General features: G+C 69.8%; 16 protein-coding genes and 1 tRNA gene. 10 read left to right on the top strand and 7 right to left on the bottom strand.

Going from position 1 to position 19,373, the window contains the following annotated elements; all coding sequences use genetic code 11:
- Positions 1-40: 40 nt before the first annotated feature.
- Genes OK345_RS17250 through coaBC form a run of 3 tightly spaced genes read right to left on the bottom strand, consistent with a single transcriptional unit; the run spans position 41 to position 4,119 of the window.
- Positions 41-2,371, bottom strand: a complete 2,331-nt coding sequence (locus OK345_RS17250; RefSeq protein WP_265129243.1) for a phosphomannomutase/phosphoglucomutase — start codon at positions 2,369-2,371, stop codon at positions 41-43.
- Positions 2,372-2,386: 15 nt separating this feature from the next.
- Entirely contained in the window at positions 2,387-2,860 is a 474-nt protein-coding gene (gene dut, locus OK345_RS17245) for a dUTP diphosphatase (RefSeq protein ID WP_265129242.1), read from the bottom strand.
- Entirely contained in the window at positions 2,857-4,119 is a 1,263-nt protein-coding gene (gene coaBC, locus OK345_RS17240) for a bifunctional phosphopantothenoylcysteine decarboxylase/phosphopantothenate--cysteine ligase CoaBC (RefSeq protein ID WP_265129241.1), read from the bottom strand. Before coaBC ends, dut begins: the two co-directional genes overlap by 4 nt.
- Positions 4,120-4,215: 96 nt before the next feature.
- Between coaBC and radC the strand changes: the two genes are divergently transcribed.
- The 4 genes from radC to OK345_RS17220 all read left to right on the top strand — a co-directional run bounded on the left by radC (position 4,216) and on the right by OK345_RS17220 (position 9,048).
- Entirely contained in the window at positions 4,216-4,890 is a 675-nt protein-coding gene (radC, locus tag OK345_RS17235) for a RadC family protein (RefSeq protein ID WP_265129240.1), read from the top strand.
- Between the two features lie 133 nt (positions 4,891-5,023).
- Positions 5,024-6,712, top strand: a complete 1,689-nt coding sequence (gene argS / locus OK345_RS17230; RefSeq protein WP_265129239.1) for an arginine--tRNA ligase — start codon at positions 5,024-5,026, stop codon at positions 6,710-6,712.
- Positions 6,713-6,730: 18 nt separating this feature from the next.
- Positions 6,731-7,531: an SPOR domain-containing protein gene (locus OK345_RS17225; RefSeq protein WP_265129238.1), complete on the top strand. Its 801-nt coding sequence runs from the start codon at positions 6,731-6,733 to the stop codon at positions 7,529-7,531.
- 761 nt (positions 7,532-8,292) lie between these two features.
- Positions 8,293-9,048 carry an SDR family NAD(P)-dependent oxidoreductase gene (locus tag OK345_RS17220; protein WP_265129237.1) on the top strand — a complete coding sequence of 252 codons (756 nt, stop codon included), beginning with the start codon at positions 8,293-8,295 and terminating at the stop codon, positions 9,046-9,048.
- A 58-nt stretch (positions 9,049-9,106) separates the two neighbouring features.
- On the opposite strand, the gene OK345_RS17215 is transcribed toward OK345_RS17220, so the two are convergent.
- The 3 genes from OK345_RS17215 to speA all read right to left on the bottom strand — a co-directional run bounded on the left by OK345_RS17215 (position 9,107) and on the right by speA (position 13,167).
- On the bottom strand, positions 9,107-10,228 hold the full coding sequence (locus OK345_RS17215; RefSeq protein WP_265129236.1) for an acyltransferase family protein: 1,122 nt from the start codon (positions 10,226-10,228) through the stop codon (positions 9,107-9,109).
- A gap of 260 nt (positions 10,229-10,488) precedes the next feature.
- Positions 10,489-11,163: a MarC family NAAT transporter gene (locus tag OK345_RS17210; RefSeq protein ID WP_265129235.1), complete on the bottom strand. Its 675-nt coding sequence runs from the start codon at positions 11,161-11,163 to the stop codon at positions 10,489-10,491.
- 105 nt (positions 11,164-11,268) lie between these two features.
- Positions 11,269-13,167: an arginine decarboxylase gene (gene speA / locus OK345_RS17205; protein WP_265129234.1), complete on the bottom strand. Its 1,899-nt coding sequence runs from the start codon at positions 13,165-13,167 to the stop codon at positions 11,269-11,271.
- A 273-nt stretch (positions 13,168-13,440) separates the two neighbouring features.
- Here speA and speE point away from each other — a divergent pair, with 273 nt between their 5' ends.
- Both speE and OK345_RS17195 read left to right on the top strand, forming a co-directional pair.
- Positions 13,441-14,292, top strand: coding sequence for a polyamine aminopropyltransferase (gene speE, locus OK345_RS17200; RefSeq protein ID WP_265129233.1), 852 nt, complete (start codon positions 13,441-13,443; stop codon positions 14,290-14,292).
- A 443-nt stretch (positions 14,293-14,735) separates the two neighbouring features.
- Positions 14,736-15,398, top strand: a complete 663-nt coding sequence (locus OK345_RS17195) for an RIO1 family regulatory kinase/ATPase domain-containing protein (protein WP_265129232.1) — start codon at positions 14,736-14,738, stop codon at positions 15,396-15,398.
- A 16-nt stretch (positions 15,399-15,414) separates the two neighbouring features.
- On the opposite strand, the gene OK345_RS17190 is transcribed toward OK345_RS17195, so the two are convergent.
- Positions 15,415-15,753, bottom strand: coding sequence for a P-II family nitrogen regulator (locus tag OK345_RS17190; RefSeq protein ID WP_265129231.1), 339 nt, complete (start codon positions 15,751-15,753; stop codon positions 15,415-15,417).
- A gap of 188 nt (positions 15,754-15,941) precedes the next feature.
- Between OK345_RS17190 and ubiK the strand changes: the two genes are divergently transcribed.
- From ubiK to OK345_RS17170, 4 genes are all read left to right on the top strand, one after another.
- Positions 15,942-16,208: a ubiquinone biosynthesis accessory factor UbiK gene (ubiK, locus tag OK345_RS17185; protein ID WP_265129230.1), complete on the top strand. Its 267-nt coding sequence runs from the start codon at positions 15,942-15,944 to the stop codon at positions 16,206-16,208.
- An 11-nt stretch (positions 16,209-16,219) separates the two neighbouring features.
- The gene (locus OK345_RS17180; protein WP_265129229.1) at positions 16,220-17,728 is read left to right on the top strand and encodes a YifB family Mg chelatase-like AAA ATPase; all 1,509 of its coding nucleotides are present in this window, start codon (positions 16,220-16,222) and stop codon (positions 17,726-17,728) included.
- A 72-nt stretch (positions 17,729-17,800) separates the two neighbouring features.
- Positions 17,801-18,550 (top strand): SDR family NAD(P)-dependent oxidoreductase, encoded by a 750-nt coding sequence (locus tag OK345_RS17175; protein ID WP_265129228.1) that lies wholly within the window; start codon positions 17,801-17,803, stop codon positions 18,548-18,550.
- Positions 18,551-18,799: 249 nt separating this feature from the next.
- Positions 18,800-18,876, top strand: a tRNA-Arg gene (locus OK345_RS17170).
- Positions 18,877-19,373 lie beyond the last annotated feature (497 nt).

The raw sequence follows: 19,373 nt of genomic DNA, 5'->3' as shown, positions 1-19,373 counted from the left end.
GGTAGACGGAGGGGCGGCCGCTGGCCGCCCCTTCCGCGTTTCAGAAGCCCGGCTCGATGCCGGGCAGCAGTTGCTGCAGCTGGGTGCGGAACAGGCCCTTGATCCGTTCCAGCGCCGCAGCGTCGTTGGCCTCGAAGCGCAGCACCAGCACCGGCGTGGTGTTGGAGGCGCGGACCAGGCCCCAGCCATCGCTGAAGTCGGCACGCAGGCCGTCGATGGTGGACAGCCGCGCGGCGGCGAACGGCGACTCCTCGGCCTGCGCGGCGGCCACGAACAGCGCCACCTGGGCGTGCGGCGTGCCCTCGCCGACCGGCACCTTGATCTCCGGCGTGGCCACGCTGTCGGGCAGCTCGGCCAGCACCTCGGACGGGGTCTCCTCGCACTGGGCCAGGACCTCCAGCAGGCGCGCGGCCGCGTACAGGCCATCGTCGAAGCCGTACCAGCGCTCCTTGAAGAAGAAGTGGCCGCTCATCTCGCCGGCCAGCTCGGCGTCGGTCTCGCGCATCTTGGCCTTGATCAGCGAATGCCCGGTCTTCCACATCATCGGGCTGCCGCCATGGCGCAGCACGTAGTCGGACAGCTTGCCGCTGCACTTGACGTCGTAGATCACCAGCGCGCCGGGATTGCGCTGCAGCACGTCGGCGGCGAACAGCATCAGCAGCCGGTCGGGATAGATGATCTTGCCTTCCTTGGTCACCACGCCCAGGCGGTCGCCGTCGCCGTCGAAGGCCAGGCCCAGGTCGGCGTCGAAGCGCTTGACCGTCTGGATCAGGTCCTCGAGGTTGTGCGGCTCGCTCGGGTCCGGGTGGTGGTTGGGGAAGGTGCCGTCGACGTCGCAGTACAGCGGGATGACCTCGGCACCGATCGCTTCCAGCAGCTGCGGCGCGATGTCGCCGGCCACGCCGTTGCCGGCGTCGGCCACCACCTTGAGCGGGCGGTCCAGCTGCACGTCGTCGGCGATGCGCTGGATGTAGTCGGCGGCCACCTCGCGCTGCTGCAGGCTGCCCGGCGCGGCGGCGGTGTGCAGGCGGCCCTCGCCGATGCGCTGGTACAGCTCGGTGATGGCCTCGCCGGACAGGGTCTCGCCGCCGACCACGATCTTGAAGCCGTTGTAGTCCGGCGGGTTGTGGCTGCCGGTGACCGCCACGCAGCTGCCGGCGCGCAGGTGGTAGCTGGCGAAATACACCACCGGGGTGGGTGCCTGGCCGATGTCGATCACCTCGCAGCCGGCGCGGCGCAGGCCCTCGATCAGGCCCTCGGACAGCTCCGGGCCCGACAGCCGGCCGTCACGGCCCACCACGATGTCGCGCAGGCCCTGGGCCTGCATCACGCTGCCGATCGCCTGGCCGATCAACGCGGCCACGCCCGGGTTCAGGTCGCGCCCGACCACGCCGCGGATGTCGTAGGCGCGGAAAATATCCGCGGCCACCGACTGCGGCGCCATATCCGGGGTGTCCACGTCGGCGGTACGTGCCGTCGGCGCCGCCGGCAGCGGCTCCTGCTCCAGGCTCTGGCGCAGGGTCGGCCCGCTCTCCACCTCGGCTTCGGCCGTCTTGCGCCGCGGCAGCGGCACCCGCCCCTTGCCCAGCACCAGCAACAGCACCAGCAGCACCAGCAGGACGGTCACCACCAGGCACGGGATCGGGCCCAGGCCGAGCGGGCCGGGATCGATGTCCGGCAGCGCCGCGGCCACCCGCAATCCGGTCTGGCCGACCGGCCGCGCCAGTGCCTCGGCGCCATTGCCCAGGCTCCGGGTGCCGTGTTCGACGACGTTGTGCCCGCCCTGGCGCAGCGCCAGGTAGGCGCTGCCCGGCGACCGGATGCCGTCGAACACGCCGGTCAGGCGCAACAGCGGCTGGCGTACGTAGATCACGGCCTGGGCGTCGCCCAGTTTCGCCGGCGCGGCCACGCCCAGGCGCTGGTCGCCGCCGTCGCGCACCACCCGCGCCACCGGTTCGCCATCGCGCAGCGCCAGTTCCAGCAGCGCCAGCCGCGAGTAGCCGAAGGCGGCGGCATCGGCATAGGCCGCGTCCAACGTGGCGCCCAGCACCTGCACGTCCTCGACGCCGGGCCAGTTCTCGCGGATCGCCATGGCCGTCGCATCGGCATCGCCCCGGCCCAGCGCGGCGGCCACCGGTTCGGACTGCAGCAGCTTGGCCATCTGCGTGGCCTGCCCGGCGATGGCCTTCTCCAGCCCCGCCACCGCCTGGTCGCGGGCCTGTTCCAGCTGGGCGCTGACCGCGCCCTGCCGCCACTGGTTGAATCCACTCCAGCCGAACCAGCCGGCCAGCAACAGCAACGTCACCGCCAACAGCGGTACCGAGCGGCCCAGTCCGGCACGCGGCCGCCCGCTTTCATTCGCATCGCTCATTGTGACAATCCCCTGTCAGCGCACCCCGGTATGGCCGAATCCACCCGTTCCCCGTGCACTGTCGATGAAAGTATCCACTACCTGCAACGCCACGCGCACGATCGGCAGCACCACCAGCTGCGCGATACGGTCGCCAGGCTCGATGGTGAACGTTTCCCGGCCGCGGTTCCAGACGCTGATCAGCAGCGGCCCCTGGTAGTCGGCATCGATCAGCCCGGTGCCGTTGCCCAGCACGATGCCATGGCGGTGCCCCAGCCCCGAGCGCGGCAGCACCACCGCGCACAGCCCCGGATCGGCGATGTGGATGGCGATGCCGCTGGGCAGCAGTGCCGCGTCGCCGGGTGCCAGCGCCATCGGCGCATCGATCGCCGCGCGCAGGTCCATGCCGGCGCTGGATTCGGTGGCGTAGGCCGGCAGCGGCCAGCTGTCGCCGAAGCGCGGATCCAGCAACTTCACCTGCAACGGCTGCAAGCCGGGGGCCTGGGTCATGCGTTCAACCTCTCTGCGATCAGGGCCAGCAGCTGCTCGGCCAGTTCGGTCTTGGCGGTGGCGGGGAAGGCCCGCTCGCCGTCCTGCCAGTAGGCGGTGGCCGCGTTCTGGTCGCTCTCGAAGCCGCTGCCGGCCACGCCCACCTGGTTGGCGATGATCAGGTCCAGCCGCTTGTCGGCCAGCTTGCCGCGCGCGTAGCGCTCGACGTCGTGGGTCTCGGCGGCGAAGCCGACCACCAGCTTCAGCGTCTGGGTCTGGGTGGCCACTTCGGCCAGGATGTCGGGGGTGCGCACCAGCTCCAGGGTCAGGGTCTGGCTGCCGGCGGTCTTCTTCAGCTTCTGCGCCGAGACCTGGCGCGGGGTGTAATCGGCCACCGCCGCGGCGCCGATGAAGATGTCGGCCGGCAACGCCGCCAGCACCGCCTCGCGCATCTGCGCGGCCGAGCGTACGTCCACCCGCTGCACCCCGACCGGGGTCGGCATCTGCACCGGGCCGCTGACCAACACCACCTGCGCGCCCTGGCGGGCGGCGGCGGCGGCCAGCGCATAGCCCATCTTGCCGCTGCTGCGGTTGCCGACGTAGCGCACCGGGTCCAGGTCCTCGTAGGTCGGGCCGGCACTGATGACGATGCGCAACCCGGTCAACGCGGTGGGCTCGCGGACCCCGGCCGTGCCGCCTGCGCCCGGAACCCCGGACAGCGCCGCGACGATCGTCGCCGGCTCGCTGAGCCGGCCCGGCCCGGATTCGCCCTCGGCCAGCGGGCCGTCCTCGGGCCCGATCACCTGTGCGCCGCGCTCGCGCAGCAGCGCGATGTTGGCCTGGGTGGCCGGGTGCAGCCACATGCGGTGGTTCATCGCCGGGCAGACGGTCAACGGCGCGGTGGTGGCCAGGCACAGGGTGGTCACCAGGTCGTCGGCGTTGCCGTGGGCCAGCCGCGCCAGCAGGTCGGCGGTGGCCGGGGCGACGACGATCCGGTCGGCCCAGCGCGCCAGTTCGATATGCCCCATCGCCTGCTCGGCGGCGGCGTCCCACAGCGTGGTGCGGGTGGGGTGCCCGGACAGCGCCTGGAAGCTGAGCGGGGTCACGAACTGCTGCGCGCCGGCGGTCATCGCCACCTGCACCTGGGCCCCGGCATCGCGCAGGCGCCGCACCAGTTCCAGCGATTTGTAGGCGGCGATGCCGCCGCCGACGCACAGCAGCAGCTTCTGTCCTGCCAGCGCGCGCGCCTGCGCCGGGGAAGCAAGGGGAGAGCCGGTCACGTGGGGAAATTCCTACCCGTACAAGAGCGATTAGCTTACCCGAAGGGTCATCAGCGCCTGATGCCGGCCGCGCATGCCGGGGGCCATGCTCGGCATATGCACATACGCGACTGGCCCACCACCGAACGCCCCCGCGAGAAGCTGCTGGCCCGCGGCGCCGGCGTACTGTCCGACGCCGAGCTGCTGGCGATCTTCCTGGGCTCGGGCCTGCGTGGCCGCGACGCGGTGCAGACCTCGCGCGACCTGCTCAACGACCACGGCCCGCTGCGGCGGCTGCTGGACCGCGAACCCGGCGACCTGGCCCGGCTGCCCGGGCTGGGCCCGGCCCGGGCCTGCAAGCTGGCCGCGGCGTTGGAGCTGGGCCAGCGGCACCTGGCCGCCGATCTGGAACGCGGCGCCACCCTCAGCGACCCGATGGCCGCCGGCCGCTACTTCGCCCAGCGCCTGCGGCCGCGCCCCCACGAGGTGTTCGCCGCGCTGTTCCTGGACATCCGCCACCGTGCGCTGGCCTTCGAGGAACTGTTCAGCGGCACCCTCGACGGCGCCGAGGTGCACCCGCGCGAGGTGGTGCGGCGGGCGCTGGCGCACAATGCCGCGGCGGTGATCGTCGGCCACAACCACCCCTCCGGCAACCCGGAACCCTCGGCCGCCGACCGGGCCGTCACCGAGCGCCTGCGGCACGCGCTGGGCCTGGTGGAGGTGCGGTTGCTGGACCATTTCGTGATCGGCGACGGCGCCCCGGTATCGCTGGCCGCACGCGGCTGGGTGTGAACCGCCACCCACGCCGCGGCCGGGCCCATGCCGACGGCGGACGAGCGCCGATGGCCCCCGCCTGAACCGCATCCCGGCCAGCGGCCACGCGGTCGGGTAAAATGCCCAGTTCCGCGCTTCAAGCAGACCTCACGTGAAACCCCTACTCCGCGCCCTGATCGGCCAAGGCATCGAAGCCTTGCGCGCCAACGGCAGCCTGCCTGCCGACACCCTGCCGCCGGACTTCGTGGTCGAACGGCCCAAGACCCGCGAACACGGCGATTTCGCCACCAATGCCGCGATGCTGCTGGCCAAGGCCGCGCGCAGCAACCCGCGCGCACTGGCGCAGGCGCTGGTCGAAGCGCTGCCCAAGAGCGACGACGTGGCCAGGATCGAGATCGCCGGCCCCGGCTTCATCAACTTCCACCTGGCTCCCAGCGCCTACCAGCGCGAGGTGTCCAGCGTGCTCAAGGAAGGCGCCGACTACGGTCGCAGCCTGTCCGGCAACGGCCGCACCGTGGGCGTGGAATACGTCTCGGCCAACCCGACCGGTCCGCTGCACGTCGGCCACGGCCGCGCCGCCGCCATCGGCGACTGCCTGGCGCGGCTGCTCGACGCCAACGGCTGGGCCGCCAAGCGCGAGTTCTACTACAACGACGCCGGCGTGCAGATCGAGAACCTGGCGCTGTCGGTGCAGGCGCGCGCCAAGGGCCTCAAGCCCGACGACGCCGGCTGGCCGGAATCGGGCTACCGCGGCGATTACATCCAGGACGTGGCCGACGCCTACCTGGCCGGCGCCAGCGTCGAGCTGGAAGGCCACTCGGTGGTCGGCGCGCGCGACCCGGACAACCTGGAGGCGATCCGCCGCTTCGCCGTGGCCTGGCTGCGCAACGAGCAGAACCTGGACCTGGCCGCATTCGGCGTGGATTTCGACATCTACTTCCTGGAAAGCTCGCTGTACAAGGACGGCAAGGTCGAAGAGGCTGTGAACCAGCTGGTCGCCTCCGGCCACACCTACGAGGAAGGCGGCGCGCTGTGGCTGCGCTCGACCGACTTCGGCGACGACAAGGACCGCGTGATGCGCAAGTCCGACGGCACCTACACCTACTTCGTTCCGGACGTGGCCTACCACCTGTCCAAGTGGCAGCGCGGCTACGAGCGCGCCATCACCGAGCTGGGCGCCGACCACCACGGCTCGCTGGCGCGGGTGAAGGCCGGCCTGCAGGCGCTGGACATCGGCATCCCGCAGGGCTGGCCGGAATACGTGCTGCACCAGATGGTGACGGTGATGCGCGGCGGCGAGGAAGTGAAACTGTCCAAGCGCGCCGGCAGCTACTTCACCCTGCGCGACCTGATCGAGGAAGCCGGGCGCGATGCGACGCGCTGGTTCCTGATCGCGCGCAAACCCGACTCGCAACTGACCTTCGACATCGACCTGGCGCGCCAGCAGAGCAACGACAACCCGGTGTTCTACGTGCAGTACGCGCATGCCCGCGTCTGCAGCCTGCTGCGCCAGGCGCAGGAGAAGGGCCTGGGCTATTCGCAGGCCGACGGTCTGGCGGCGCTGTCGCTGCTGGGCGACGAGACCTCGCTGTGGCTGATGACCGAGATCTCGCGTTATCCGGAAGTGGTGGAAGGCGCCGGCCAGGTACTGGAACCGCATTTGATCGCGCAGTACCTGCGTGAATTGGCGCACGCTTTCCACACGTGGTATCACGGCACACCGGTGCTCGTGGAAGCTGCGGACGAACGCAACGCCAAGCTGGCGCTCGCCTGCGCCGCGCGGCAGGTACTGGCCAACGGCCTGGGCATCCTGGGCGTCAGCGCCCCGGAAAAGATGTAAGCGAGGAGACGTAGGTAGATGGCAGCACGACGCGGCAAGAGCCAGGCACGGCGCAACAGCAACAACGGCACGCCCGCCTGGGTGTGGCTGGTTGCCGGCGCGGCGATCGCGGCCGTGGTGTTCCTGGCAGCGCCGAACCTGTTCAAGAAGGACGGCGACGGCTTCCTGCGGGTCGGTCCGCAGCCGAACCCGAACGCACAGCCGGCACCGGTGGCCGATGCCGACATCGACGCGGCGGTGGAACTGCCGCGGCCGGCCGGCCGTGGCGGCGAGGCCGAGAAGCCCGCCACCCAATACGACTTCTACACCCTGCTGCCCGGCAAGGAAGTGCAGATGTCCGATGCCGAACTGGCCGCCAGCGCCCGCGCCGAGGAGCAACGCCGCGCCCAGGCCGAGGCGCAGCGCGCGCGCGCCGCGCTGGAAGGCCGCCCGGTGGCGGCCGCCCCGCTGCCGGCAGCGGTACCCGAAACCCCGACGCCGGCTCCGTCGCGCGAACCGACACCGGCGACCTCCGCCCCGGCTCCTGACGCGGCAGCCTCCACTGCTCCGCCTGCATCCGCTCCGGCGGCCGTGGCGGCCGAAAGCAACGTGCGCTACATCCTGCAGGCCGGCGCCTTCGGTGCCTCCGGCGACGCCGAGGCCACCAAGGCCAAGCTGGCGATGATGGGCCTGAGCGCACGGGTGGAATCGGCGCAGATCGGCGACAAGACCGTGTACCGCGTGCGCATGGGGCCGTACGGCAGCGCCGGCGAGTTGGCCGAGGCCAAGCAGAAGCTCGCCAGCAACGGCATGCAGGCGATGGCGATCAAGGCGCAGTAACACCGCCGTGGGCGGTGTTACCCCAAGGTTTGCGCAGCAAACCTTGGGCCCCATGCCCATCCTCGCCACAACCCCGCGCCTGTCGGCGCGCCCCCTTTGACTCAAAGGGGGCTGCTCCTCCAGCACGATATTCCACATCTTCATGCACCGGGCTGCGTGACCAGCCAGGGCGCTGCGCCCTACCGATCTGGGTGTAGTGGCCACTGCGCCGGGTGCGCGACGACCCCAAGGTTTGCGCAGCAAACCTTGGGCCCCATGCCCATCCTCGCCACAACCCCGCGCCTGTCGGCGCGTCCCCTTTGACTCAAAGGGGCTGCTCCTCCAGCACGATATTCCACATCTTCATGCACCTGGCGGCGTGACCAGCCAGGGCATGCTGCGCCCTACCGATCTGGGTGTAGTGGCCACTGCGCCGGGTGCGCGACTACCCCAAGGTTCGCGCAGCAAACCTCGGAACCCGTGCCCATCCTCGCCACAACCCCGTGCCTGCCGGCGCGCGCCCTTGATTCAAGGGGCCGCTTCTCCATCACGATATTCCACATCTTCATGTGCAGGGCTGCGCGGGAGTTTTCGTGTGTCGCTCGTACTTGTGCACTCGCTGCCGGAATGGGACAGGACACGCGCGTCGCCGGCTCGGACCGGCTACAGGGAGATCGGAGAGACGGGATTTCCGCTCTCCGTGCCGCCGCTCCTTCCGGGCCAGAGCCACCCCGGGTGCCCGATGGTGCGAAAATCGGTGGTCCCTTCCCGAGGTAACTGTCATGTCCAAGACCGTCCTGATCACCGGTGCCACGTCCGGTTTCGGCGCCGCCGCCGCGCGCCGCTTCGCTACTGCCGGCTGGCGGGTGATCGCTACCGGCCGCCGCGCCGAGCGCCTGCAGCCGCTGGTGGCCGAGTTCGGTGATGACGTGATCCATGCCGCCGCCTTCGACATCCGCGACGAGGCGGCGATGGATGCCGCGCTGGCGGCATTGCCGGAAGGCTTCCGCGGCATCGACCTGCTGGTCAACAACGCCGGCCTGGCGCAGGGCACCGCGCCGGCGCAGCACGCCGAACTGCAGGACTGGCGCACGATGATCGACACCAACGTCACCGCGCTGGTCGTGCTGACCCACCGCCTGCTGCCGCAACTGGTGCAGCGCCGCGGCGCGATCATCAACATCAGCTCGGTGGCCGGCGTCTATCCGTATCCCGGCGGCAACGCCTACGGCGGCACCAAGGCCTTCGTCAGCCAGTTCTCGCTGGGCCTGCGCTCGGACCTGCACGGTACCGGCGTGCGCGTGACCACGATCGAGCCGGGCATGGCCGAAACCGAATTCACCGTGGTGCGCACCCATGGCGACCAGGCCGCCTCGGACCGGCTCTACAGCGGCGCCGAACCGATGACCGCCGAGGACATCGCCGAACAGATCTTCTGGGTCGCCACCCTGCCGCCGCACCTGAACATCAATCGCCTGGAAATCATGCCCACCACGCAGTCGTTCGCCGGCTTCCAGGTGGCGCGCCAGTCGCAATAGGCCATCGTCGCCGCCCTATGCATGGCCGGCTTCCGCCGGGCGTTCGGGCTGCATCGTTTCAGGCAGCGTCGCGAAGCCCGGCAGGCGCCGCCCGACGCGCCAGCAGATGGCCGCGCAGGCGCAGGAACGGCCGCTCGACGGCGTAGTGCAGCAACGCGCCGGCCGCCAGCGTGGCGGCCGCATAGACCAGCAGCGCGAGCAGCGGGCGACCGTCGATCAGGTCGCCGGCCAGCCGCTGCACGTTGCCGTAGACCAGCTTGTGCACCAGATACAGGCTGTAGGAGGCAAGCGCGAGCCAGCCCGCTCCCGGCACCTTCCAGCGCGCGATCACGCTGCGGGTTCCGGCGCCGGCGAACACCAGCAACCCCATCGCCGCCGACAGCAGCGGCCATCCCAGCGCGTTGCCCGGCAGCCCCACCCGATCGCGGAACGACCACATCGCCGCCGCCAGCAACAGCAGGCCGGCCACCAGCACGGTGTTGGCGTGCTGCTGCAGACGTTCCCATGCCTGCGCACGGAACACCCTGGCGGCGGCGAGCATCACCCCGGCGAGCAGGCCATCCAGGCGATTCCAGGTCGGGTAGTAGATGTCCTCGACGAACCAGTTGCGGTCCATCTGCCCCATCGCATCGGCGCGGGCATCGACGATCCAGATGGTGGTGCGCAGCGCCACGCCGCCCAGCACCAGCGCCGCGCACAGCCAGAGGAACCGGCGCGGATTCAGGCGCGGCACCAGCCACAGCGCCAGCAGCGGAAAGACCAGATAGAAGTGTTCCTCCACGCACAGCGACCACACCTGCGAGAAGGCCGGGTTGCGGTAGTCGGCGGTGACGTTGAACAGGAAGAACGCGAACTTCCACCACGGCTCCAGCCCGGGCCGCTCGCGCAGCAGCGGGAACGCCAGGTAGATCGCGAGCACCACCCAGAATGCCGGCAGGATCCGCAGCGCGCGGCGCAGGTAGAAATCGCCGAAGTCGAGCCGCGCGCCACGTGCCAACGGCGCCAGTACCTGCTGCCCGATCAGGAATCCGCTGAGCACGAAGAACAGGTCCACGCCCATCCAGCCGAAACGCTCCAGCCAGCCCCAGTCCGGGCCGAGTCCGCCGACCAGATAGGTGTGGAACAGCATCACCCAGACGATGGCGATGGCGCGCAGCAGATCCAGACCCGGATAACGCACGTTGCATTCCCTTGGCGACAGCCGTAGATCCTAACCGTGCCTGCGGCATCGGCACAGGCGGACATGCATCATCGTGGTCGCGTGCCGGCCGTGTTCGCCCCGGCATTCCATCCGCATGGATGGCGACCGTGCCCCGTGCGCGTCGCCGCTGCAGGTTCACCCGGACAAGTGGCAATGCCATCGGTGCCAAATAGTGCAGGCACGACCATCGGTACCGCCCGACCGCTCACGCACCGCCTGCCCCCGGCAGAAAAGCGCCGCTACGCCAGCGCGTGCAGGTCGTGGATGATGTCCAGCGTGCCGTTGATCGCGAACTGCACGCCCATGCATACCAGCAGGAAGCCCATCAACCGCGAGAAGGCCTCCACGCCGCTGTGGCCGAGCACGCGGATGATCGTGCCGGCGCTGCGCAGGCACAGCAGCAGCAGCGCGCTGGCCAACAGGAAGGTCAGCAACGGTGCCGTCAGCATCACCCAGGGCGCGAACGGCTCCGAATCCTTCATTTCCGCGGCGGTACTGATGATCAGCGCGATCGTGCCCGGCCCCGCCGTGCTGGGCATGGCCAGCGGGATGAAGGCGATGTCGGCGGTACTGCGCTGCCGCAGCTCCTCGTTGCGGTGCTCGACTTCCGGCGTTTCCTCCAACCCTTGCTGGGGAAACAGCATCCGGAATCCTATGTACGCGACGATCATGCCGCCGGCGATGCGCAGGCCGTCGATCGAGATGCCGAACGTGCTCATCACCAGGTGCCCGGCGTAGAAGGACACCATCATGATCGCGAACACGTAGCACGAGGCGCGCAAGGCCTGCCGGTTGCGTTCCCGCTCGGTCATGCCGCCGGACAGCCCCAGCAGCAGCGCGACCGTGGTCAAGGGATTGGCCAGCGGCAACAGCATCGCCAGTCCCATGCCAACTGCCTTCAGTAGTTCCAGCACGCTGTTCCACCCTCCATGCGATCCGCGGCCATCCGCATCCCGGGTGCGCACGCTTGCGCCGCCCGCGAGCCCGTCATCATGAGCTCGCCGGTGAATAATGCCTCATCAGCCCAACGGTTCGTCCGACAGGTAGGTGTAGCCGGTCAGGCCGGCTTCCAGCGCGGCGGACAATTCTGCCGCCCGTTCTGGCGACAGGTCGGCGGCGGCCACGCGCTGCGCGTACACCGCGCGCAGTTCGTCCAGCTTGTAGCCGACGTAGTCGAGCATCACGTCGGTGGTGTCGCCGCGGCGCTGCTGGGTGATGACGTAGCCGTCGGCGTCGGCCACCACTTCCACCGCGTCGGTGTCGCCGAACAGGTTGTGGATGTCGCCCAGGATTTCCTGGTAGGCGCCGACCAGGAAGAAGCCGATGCGATAGCTCTCGCCGTGCCGCAGCGCGTGCAGCGGCAGCGAGCTGTCCAGGCTCTCGTTCTCGACGTAGGTCTTGACCACGCCATCGGAGTCGCAGGTCATGTCGGCGACGATGCCGCGCCGGTCCGGACGCTCGTCCAGTCGCTCGATCGGCACGATCGGGAACACCTGGTCGATCGCCCATACGTCCGGGATCGACTCGAACACCGAGAAATTGACGAAGTACTTGTCCACCAGGCGGTCGTTGAGCTCGTCCAGGATCGGGCGGTGGCTCTTCTCCTCGTGGCTCAGGCGCGCACGCACGCCGTGGGCGATGGCGTAGAACAGGTCGTCGATGCGCGCCCGCTGCGGCAGGTCGATCTGCCCCAGCGCATAGCTGCTCAGGCCCTCGGCATGGAAATGCTGGGCCTCCTGGAACAGCTCCACCGCCGGGCGCACGCCCAGCTCGTCGTGGATCTCGCGCAGGTGGCGGATCGCGGCCGGCTCGTCGTCGTGCGCGTCGGGTACGCGTCCTTCCGGCGCCTGCTCCACTTCGGACACATTGGCGATCAGCACCGCGTGGTGCGCGGTCATGGCGCGGCCGCACTCGGTGACGATGCGCGGCGGCGTCAGCCCGTTCTGTTCGCAGGCCTCGGCCAGCGGCTGCACGATGTTGCTGGCATAGGCGTGCAGGCCGTAGTTGATCGAGCAGTAGCTGCGCGAGCGGGTGCCTTCGTAGTCGATGCCCAAGCCGCCGCCGACATCGACGTGGCTGATCTTCGCGCCCAGCCGCGAGAGCTCGACGAAGTAGCGGGTGGCCTCGCGCATGCCGTTGGCGATGTCGCGCACGTTGCTGATCTGGCTGCCCATGTGGAAATGCAGCAGGTTCAGGCAATCGGCGTACTCGCTGTCGCGCAGGGTCTTCCACAGGTCCAGCAACTGGCGCGGCGACAGCCCGAACTTGGCCTTGTCGCCGCCGCTGTTCTGCCACTTGCCGGCGCCCAGCGAAGCCAGGCGCATGCGCACGCCCAGGCCCGGTTTCACCTCCAGCGCGCGTGCCTCCTCCAGCACCAGCTTCAGCTCGGAGGGCTTCTCGATGACGATGAAGGTCTGCAGGCCGAGCTTGCGCCCGATCAGCGCCAGGCGGATGTACTCGCGGTCCTTGTAGCCGTTGCAGACGATCAGCCCGCCCGGGCGCGACAGCGCCAGCACCGCCATCAGCTCCGGCTTGCTGCCGGCCTCCAGGCCGAAGCCCTCGCCGTGGTTGGCCGCCAGGGTGCCGGCCACGCCGCGGTGCTGGTTGACCTTGATCGGATATACCGCGGTATAGCCGCCGGCGTAGTCCCAGTCGGCCTGCGCCTGCGCGAACGCGGCCTGCAGCTTGCCCAGGCGCTCGCCCAGGATGTCCGGGAAGCGCACCAGCAGCGGCAGCTTGGCGCCGGCCGCGCGTGCGGCGTCGACCACCTGCGGCAGCGACACCGCCGGGCCGCCTGCCCCGGTCGGCCTCACCACCACGTGCCCGGCCTCGTCCACATCGAAGTAGCCGTCGGCCCAATGCGGAATCGAATAGGTCTTGCGGGCCTGGTCGAGGGACCAAGTACGGCTGGATGTCATGGTTGTTCGCTGTGTCTGGCGCGTGGCGACGCGTTCTTCATTGCCGCGACGGAAGGCCCGCCGCGGCGCGGGCGTGCATTCTAACGCCTGCCCGGGCCAGGGTCCGTTACAATCCGCGGCGCGCCGCAGGGGCGTGCCAGCCGCGAAGGCACCGGACGCATCGCCCGCGCCCGCCAGGGCGAGCCGCCCTCCCCTGCGCAGCCGCAGCGCCTCCCTCTTCCCGCCGGACGCCCTTCATCCATGGCGACGGCCGCCGCCCCACCAAGGACCCCCATGAGCACCAACGACAACTGGTACATCGAACACTTCCAGCCCACCGGCTCGGCCATCGGCTACCGCATCAGCGGCAAGCTGGACGAGGTGCAGTCGCCGTTCCAGAAGATCGAGATCTACCAGACCACCGACTGGGGCAAACTGATGCTGATCGACGGCGCAGTGATGCTGACCAGCCGCGACAATTTCTTCTACCACGAGATGATCAGCCACCCGGCGCTGTTCACCCACGCCGCGCCCAGGCGCGTGGTCATCATCGGCGGCGGCGACTGCGGCACCCTGCGCGAGGTGCTCAAGCACCCGGGCGTGGAGAGCGCCACCCAGTGCGACATCGACGAGCAGGTCACGCGGATGTCGGAGAAGTACTTCCCCGAGCTGTGCGAGGCCAACGGCGACCCGCGCGCCGAGCTGCTGTTCGACGACGGCGTGGCCTACATGGCCAACTGCCCGGCCGGCAGCGTGGACATCGTCATCGTCGATTCCACCGACCCGGTCGGCCCGGCCGAGGGCCTGTTCAACAAGGCCTTCTACGAGAGCTGCTTCCGCGCGCTCAAGGACGACGGCATCCTGGTGCAGCAGTCCGAATCGCCGCTGGCGCTGCTGGAGCTGATCAAGGAAATGCGGCAGGAGATGGGCAAGGCCGGCTTTGCCTCGTTCAAGACCCTGCCGTTCCCGCAGCCGTGCTACCCGACCGGCTGGTGGAGCGTGACCATGGCACGCAAGGCCGGCGGTTTCGATTTCCGCCAGGCCGACGCCGCCGCCAAGCCGTTCGAGACCCTGTACTACACCGCCGCCCAGCACACCGGTGCGCTGGCGACCCCGCCGTTCGTGGCCAAGGCGCTGGGCGAGTAAGCCGCTTCCCTCGGAGGCCACCCGACCCCGCGCTGTGGCGGCGCGGGGTTTTCATTGGACCGCCATGGCGGGAACCCTGCAGGGGCGACGTGAGTCGCGACAGGCTTTCCCGGTAATGCCCCATCGCGACCCACGTCGCTCCTGCAGACTGCGCACGGAGCCCACTTCGCCCCGGCGGTTCGGTTCTTTCATGTCCGCGGCAGAAGGGCCGGCCATGGCGCCCGCACGGACCGGCGCGCAGATCCGGCCGATCCAGCTATTTCGCCAGTCCGCCGCGACAGTGCGTTCCAGAACGCGACTTCTACATTTTTTTTACATTCAGATTTGCTGTACCCACGGGTACTAAAATTGCGCCAGCCTTGATCGCCGCCCGCGCGCGGCCCCCCAGGACCGGCCCTGCAAGACGCTTCCCGCGCCGCACGCCGCGTCCGGATGACCTTGCCATGAACACCGCCAATCCCTGTGCCGACGCCGCCTTGGTCGATACCCCTGCGCAACTGCTCAAGCGCGGCGAGCGCCTGCTCGAACCCGACGTCTACCGCACCTGCCTGGACGGCAAGCCGGCGGTGGTCAAGGACTACCGGCGCTACCGCGGCACCCCGCTGTCGCCGATCGCCCGGCTGCTGGTGCGTCGCGAGGCACGCGTGCTGCGGCAGCTGCAAGGCTGGAAGCATGCTCCCGCCCTGCTCGGCACCATCGGCGGGCTGGCGCTGGGCATGGAGTTCATTCCCGGCAATACCCTCAGCGCCGGTGTCCAGGGCGTGGGGCAGGAGGTGTTCGATCAACTGCAGAATGCACTGATGCGCCTGCACGCGGCCGGCATCACCCACAACGACCTGCACGGCACCAACGTGGTGGTCAGCGCCGGGGTGCCGGTCCTGCTCGATTTCACCTCGGCCTGGCGCACCCCGCGCTGGCTGCGCAACGACCCGGTGTCGCGCCAGCTGCGCCGCAGCGACATGAAGAACCTGCTGAAGATGCGCCAGCGCCTGACCGGCCAGCATCCCACTCCCGAGCAGGCCGCGCTGGTGGCCGAGCCGGGCTGGGTACGCCGCATACGCGGCGCCTGGAAGCGGCTTTACCGGCACATCAAGGGCCAGGGCTGAAACCCGGCCCGGGGAATCAGAGCGCGTCGGCGTCCAGTTCGCCGGTGCGGATGCGCACCACGCTGCCCAGGTCGTACACGAACACCTTGCCGTCGCCGATCTTGCCGGTCGCCGCGGCCTTGACGATGGCCTCGACCACCTCGTCGGCCCGGGCGTCGGTGACCGCCACCTCGATCTTCACCTTGGGCAGGAAATCGACCACGTACTCGGCGCCGCGGTAGAGCTCGGTATGGCCCTTCTGCCGCCCGAAGCCCTTCACCTCGGTCACGGTGATGCCGGTGACGCCGCGCTCGGCCAGCGCCTCGCGCACGTCGTCCAGCTTGAACGGCTTGACGATGGCCATGATCATTTTCATCGGTGCATTCCCTTTGCTGTCTGCCGGCGAAGGATAGCCTGCCGACCCGCGCGATGGCTTCATTCCCCGCTCCGGCGCGGCGTGTGGGCACGGCCGTATCGGATTATCCTTACGCCCCGACGTTCCACTCCCCGATGGCCGCAGGTGCGCAGCCGCCATAGGCTCGAATCCTCCTGCGGAGACCGACCATGATCGACCTCAACCACATCGACGACCTCGCCCGCCGCCTCAGCGACCTGGTGCCGCCCGGACTGCGCGAATCGCGCGAGGAGCTGCAGGCCACCTTCAAGAGTGCCCTGCAGGCCGGACTGGCCAAGCTCGACCTGGTCACCCGCGAAGAGTTCGAGGTACAGCGCGCGGTGCTGCTGCGCACCCGCGAGAAACTCGAAGCCCTGGAACAGGCGGTGGCCACGCTGGAACTGCGCCAGCCGCCGGCACCGCCCCCGCACGCCTGACTGCCGCCGCCATGAGCCTGGCGCTGGTGCACAGCCGTGCCCGCGCGGGGGTGCTCGCGCCTCCGGTCCGGGTCGAGGTCCACCTCTCCGGCGGCCTGCCCTCCACCCAGATCGTCGGCCTGCCGGAAGCGGCGGTGCGCGAATCCCGTGATCGCGTGCGTGCGGCCATCCTGTGCGCGCAGTTCGAATTCCCGGCCCGGCGCATCACCATCAACCTGGCGCCCGCCGACCTGCCCAAGGAAGGCGGGCGCTTCGACCTGCCCATCGCCCTGGGCATCCTGGCCGCCAGCGGCCAGATCGACCGCCAGGCGCTGGCCGGCCATGAATTCCTCGGCGAACTGGCGCTGACCGGCGAGCTGCGCAGCATCGACGGCGCGCTGCCGGCCGCGCTCGCCGCCGCCCGCGACGGCCGCACGCTGGTGGTGCCGCCGGGCAACGCCGGCGAAGCGGCGCTGGCGCAGCAGGCGACCGTGCTCAGCGCCCGTACCCTGCTGGAAGTCTGCGCCGCCCTCAATGGCAGCGCCTCGCTGCCGGCTGCCGCCGCCCCGGCCGTCGAACCGGTGCGGCTGCCGGACCTGGCCGATGTCCGCGGCCAGTTGCAGGCGCGGCGGGCACTGGAGATCGCCGCGGCCGGCGGCCACCACCTGCTGTTGATGGGTTCACCCGGCTGCGGCAAGACCCTGCTGGCCTCGCGGCTGCCCGGCATCCTGCCGGCGGCCAGCGAAGCCGAGGCGCTGGAAACGGCAGCCGTCGCCTCGGTCAGCGGCCGTGGCGTGGACCCGGCACGCTGGCGGCAGCGCCCATATCGCGCGCCGCACCATACCGCCAGCGCGGTGGCGCTGGTCGGCGGCGGTTCGCATCCGCGTCCGGGCGAGATCTCGCTGGCGCACAACGGCGTGCTGTTCCTCGACGAACTGCCGGAATGGAGCCGGCATGCGCTGGAAGTACTGCGCGAGCCGCTGGAATCGGGCGCGGTGACGGTGTCGCGGGCGGCGCGCAGCGCCGAGTTCCCGGCCCGCTTCCAGCTGATCGCGGCGATGAATCCCTGCCCCTGCGGCTGGGCCGGCGACAGCAGCGGCCGCTGCCGCTGCACCCCGGACGGCATCCGCCGCTACCGCGCGCGCATTTCCGGCCCGTTGCTGGATCGCATCGACCTGCACGTGGCGGTGCCGCGCCTGCCGCCCGGCGACCTGCGCAGCGACGGCCCACCCGGGGAGGACAGCGCCACGGTGCGCGAGCGCGTGCAGCACGCGCGCCAGCGCCAGCAGCAGCGCGCCGGCAAGGCCAACGCCCGTCTCGACCAGTCCGAAACCCTGCTGCATTGCCGGCTGCAGCCCCGCGACCAGACTCTGCTGGAGCAAGCGATCGAACGGCTGCAGCTGTCCGCCCGCTCGCTGCACCGCATTTTGCGCGTGGCGCGCAGCATCGCCGACCTGGCCGATGCCGCGGACATCCAGACCCTGCACCTGACCGAGGCCATCGGCTACCGCCAGCTCGACCGCGCCAGCCACGAGGCCTGAACGCGGCACGGTGGCCGGTCGCGGGCCGTCGTGCCGTTGTGTTGCACACCCTGCCGCCGCCACGCACACGCCATGGATGCCCTCGCCTTGCCTTCCGCCGCCTGCCATCCCGACCTGCGTGGGCGCTGCGTCTTCGTCACCGGCGGCGCTTCCGGCATCGGCGCGGCCGTGGTCGAAGCCTTCGCACGGCAAGGCGCAACGGTGGCCTTCGTCGACATCGCCGAAACCAAGGCCGGCGCATTGACCCAGCGCCTGGCCGACGACGGCTGCACTCGCCCCTGGTGGCGCCATTGCGACGTGCGCGACGTGGCGGTCCTGCAGCATGCGATCACCGACGCCACGGCGGAACTGGGCGGACTGGACGTATTGGTCAACAGCGCCGGCCACCACGAGCTCCCGGCACTGGCCGACATCACACCCGGCGACTGGGACCGGCACTTCGCGGTGAACCAGCGCGCGGCCTTCTTCGCCATCCAGGCCGCCATCCCGGGCATGCGTGAACTGGGCGGTGGCGCCATCGTCAACATCGCCTGGAACAGCGGATATCCCGTGCCTGCCGGCAGCGGATCCCTGCGCCAGGACTGGACCCGCGCCTTGGCACGCGAACTGGGTGCCGACCGCATCCGCATCAACACCGTCGTCGCCGGCCCGATGGCGCAACGGCCATCACCCGGCAACGCCGGAGAGCGGAAACCGCCGCACCAATGCCTGCCCGACGCGGTGCTTCCGGCCGACGTGGCGGCGATGGCGCTGTTCCTGGCCTCCCCCGCCGGCCGCGCTTGTACCGGGCAGGAATACGTGGTGGGTAGCGGCGCCTGTTGACCCGGGTACGACGGCCAATCCGCACCCCGGCAGGCGGCAACCCACCGTGGGAGCCACGGCGTTCCCTCCGGAGCCTCCGCACACCGCTCTCCCGCCCGCAGCGGAGGCTTTTTGCCACAGCCGGCGACGATGGATAGCCACAAGTGCAGACCTGCGCATCATTTGCCGCTAGAATGCGCCTCCACCTGCCGCAACGGCCGGTGCCCCGGATCACCGGCAGCGCCGGTACGCGGGGAAGTTCAAGACAACGCGCCCGTAGCTCAGCCGGATAGAGTAGTGGCTTCCGAAGCCATTGGTCGGGGGTTCGAATCCCTCCGGGCGCGCCAATCAAATCAATGACTTCTCGCAAGACGACTGATCAAATCTGATCCAGCGACGGCCATGTGCCCATCCTGTGCCCGCTCTGTGCCCCACCCCTTGGTGGGGATGAAAGGTTTTGAGCAATAGCCTCGACTCCTTGGCTGCGCACCATGGTCAGCACTCCATCCAGGCATAGGCAAGTTGGCATTGAAACCGCAGTGCTGGTGCTTCGGTCGCCGCACTCATAATGCTGGGGTCGGTGGTTCGAGTCCACCCATAGCCACCAGAATTTATTTGAAATTCAATGCGTTACAAAGAACCCGCCTCACGGCGGGTTCTTTGTTGGGTGCGATTTGGGGTGGCGGGAGGGGTGGAGGCGGCTTACTCGGCACTTCTGGGACCCAGCGACGTCCCCCCGGTTTTGAGTAGCGCGGCGATCTGGAGTCCAATTCCCCAGAGTAAGGAGATTGGACGTGAAGAAGCGCTTTTCCGAAGAGCAGATCATCGGCTTCCTGCGTGAGGC

Source organism: Xanthomonas chitinilytica, assembly GCF_026107455.2.
GTDB lineage: Bacteria > Pseudomonadota > Gammaproteobacteria > Xanthomonadales > Xanthomonadaceae > Stenotrophomonas > Stenotrophomonas chitinilytica.
The sequence above is the reverse complement of the archived record's forward strand: the minus strand, read 5'-3'. Positions and strand labels throughout refer to the sequence as shown.

What these genes read in the sequence shown, in the direction of transcription:
- OK345_RS17250 (WP_265129243.1), bottom strand. Translation starts at nt 2,371, where the DNA reads ATGAGCGATGCGAATGAAAGCGGGCGGCCGCGTGCCGGACTGGGCCGC.
- dut (WP_265129242.1), bottom strand. Translation starts at nt 2,860, where the DNA reads ATGACCCAGGCCCCCGGCTTGCAGCCGTTGCAGGTGAAGTTGCTGGAT.
- radC (WP_265129240.1), top strand. Translation starts at nt 4,216, where the DNA reads ATGCACATACGCGACTGGCCCACCACCGAACGCCCCCGCGAGAAGCTG.
- OK345_RS17225 (WP_265129238.1), top strand. Translation starts at nt 6,731, where the DNA reads ATGGCAGCACGACGCGGCAAGAGCCAGGCACGGCGCAACAGCAACAAC.
- OK345_RS17220 (WP_265129237.1), top strand. Translation starts at nt 8,293, where the DNA reads ATGTCCAAGACCGTCCTGATCACCGGTGCCACGTCCGGTTTCGGCGCC.
- speA (WP_265129234.1), bottom strand. Translation starts at nt 13,167, where the DNA reads ATGACATCCAGCCGTACTTGGTCCCTCGACCAGGCCCGCAAGACCTAT.
- speE (WP_265129233.1), top strand. Translation starts at nt 13,441, where the DNA reads ATGAGCACCAACGACAACTGGTACATCGAACACTTCCAGCCCACCGGC.
- OK345_RS17195 (WP_265129232.1), top strand. Translation starts at nt 14,736, where the DNA reads ATGAACACCGCCAATCCCTGTGCCGACGCCGCCTTGGTCGATACCCCT.
- OK345_RS17190 (WP_265129231.1), bottom strand. Translation starts at nt 15,753, where the DNA reads ATGAAAATGATCATGGCCATCGTCAAGCCGTTCAAGCTGGACGACGTG.
- ubiK (WP_265129230.1), top strand. Translation starts at nt 15,942, where the DNA reads ATGATCGACCTCAACCACATCGACGACCTCGCCCGCCGCCTCAGCGAC.
- OK345_RS17180 (WP_265129229.1), top strand. Translation starts at nt 16,220, where the DNA reads ATGAGCCTGGCGCTGGTGCACAGCCGTGCCCGCGCGGGGGTGCTCGCG.
- OK345_RS17175 (WP_265129228.1), top strand. Translation starts at nt 17,801, where the DNA reads ATGGATGCCCTCGCCTTGCCTTCCGCCGCCTGCCATCCCGACCTGCGT.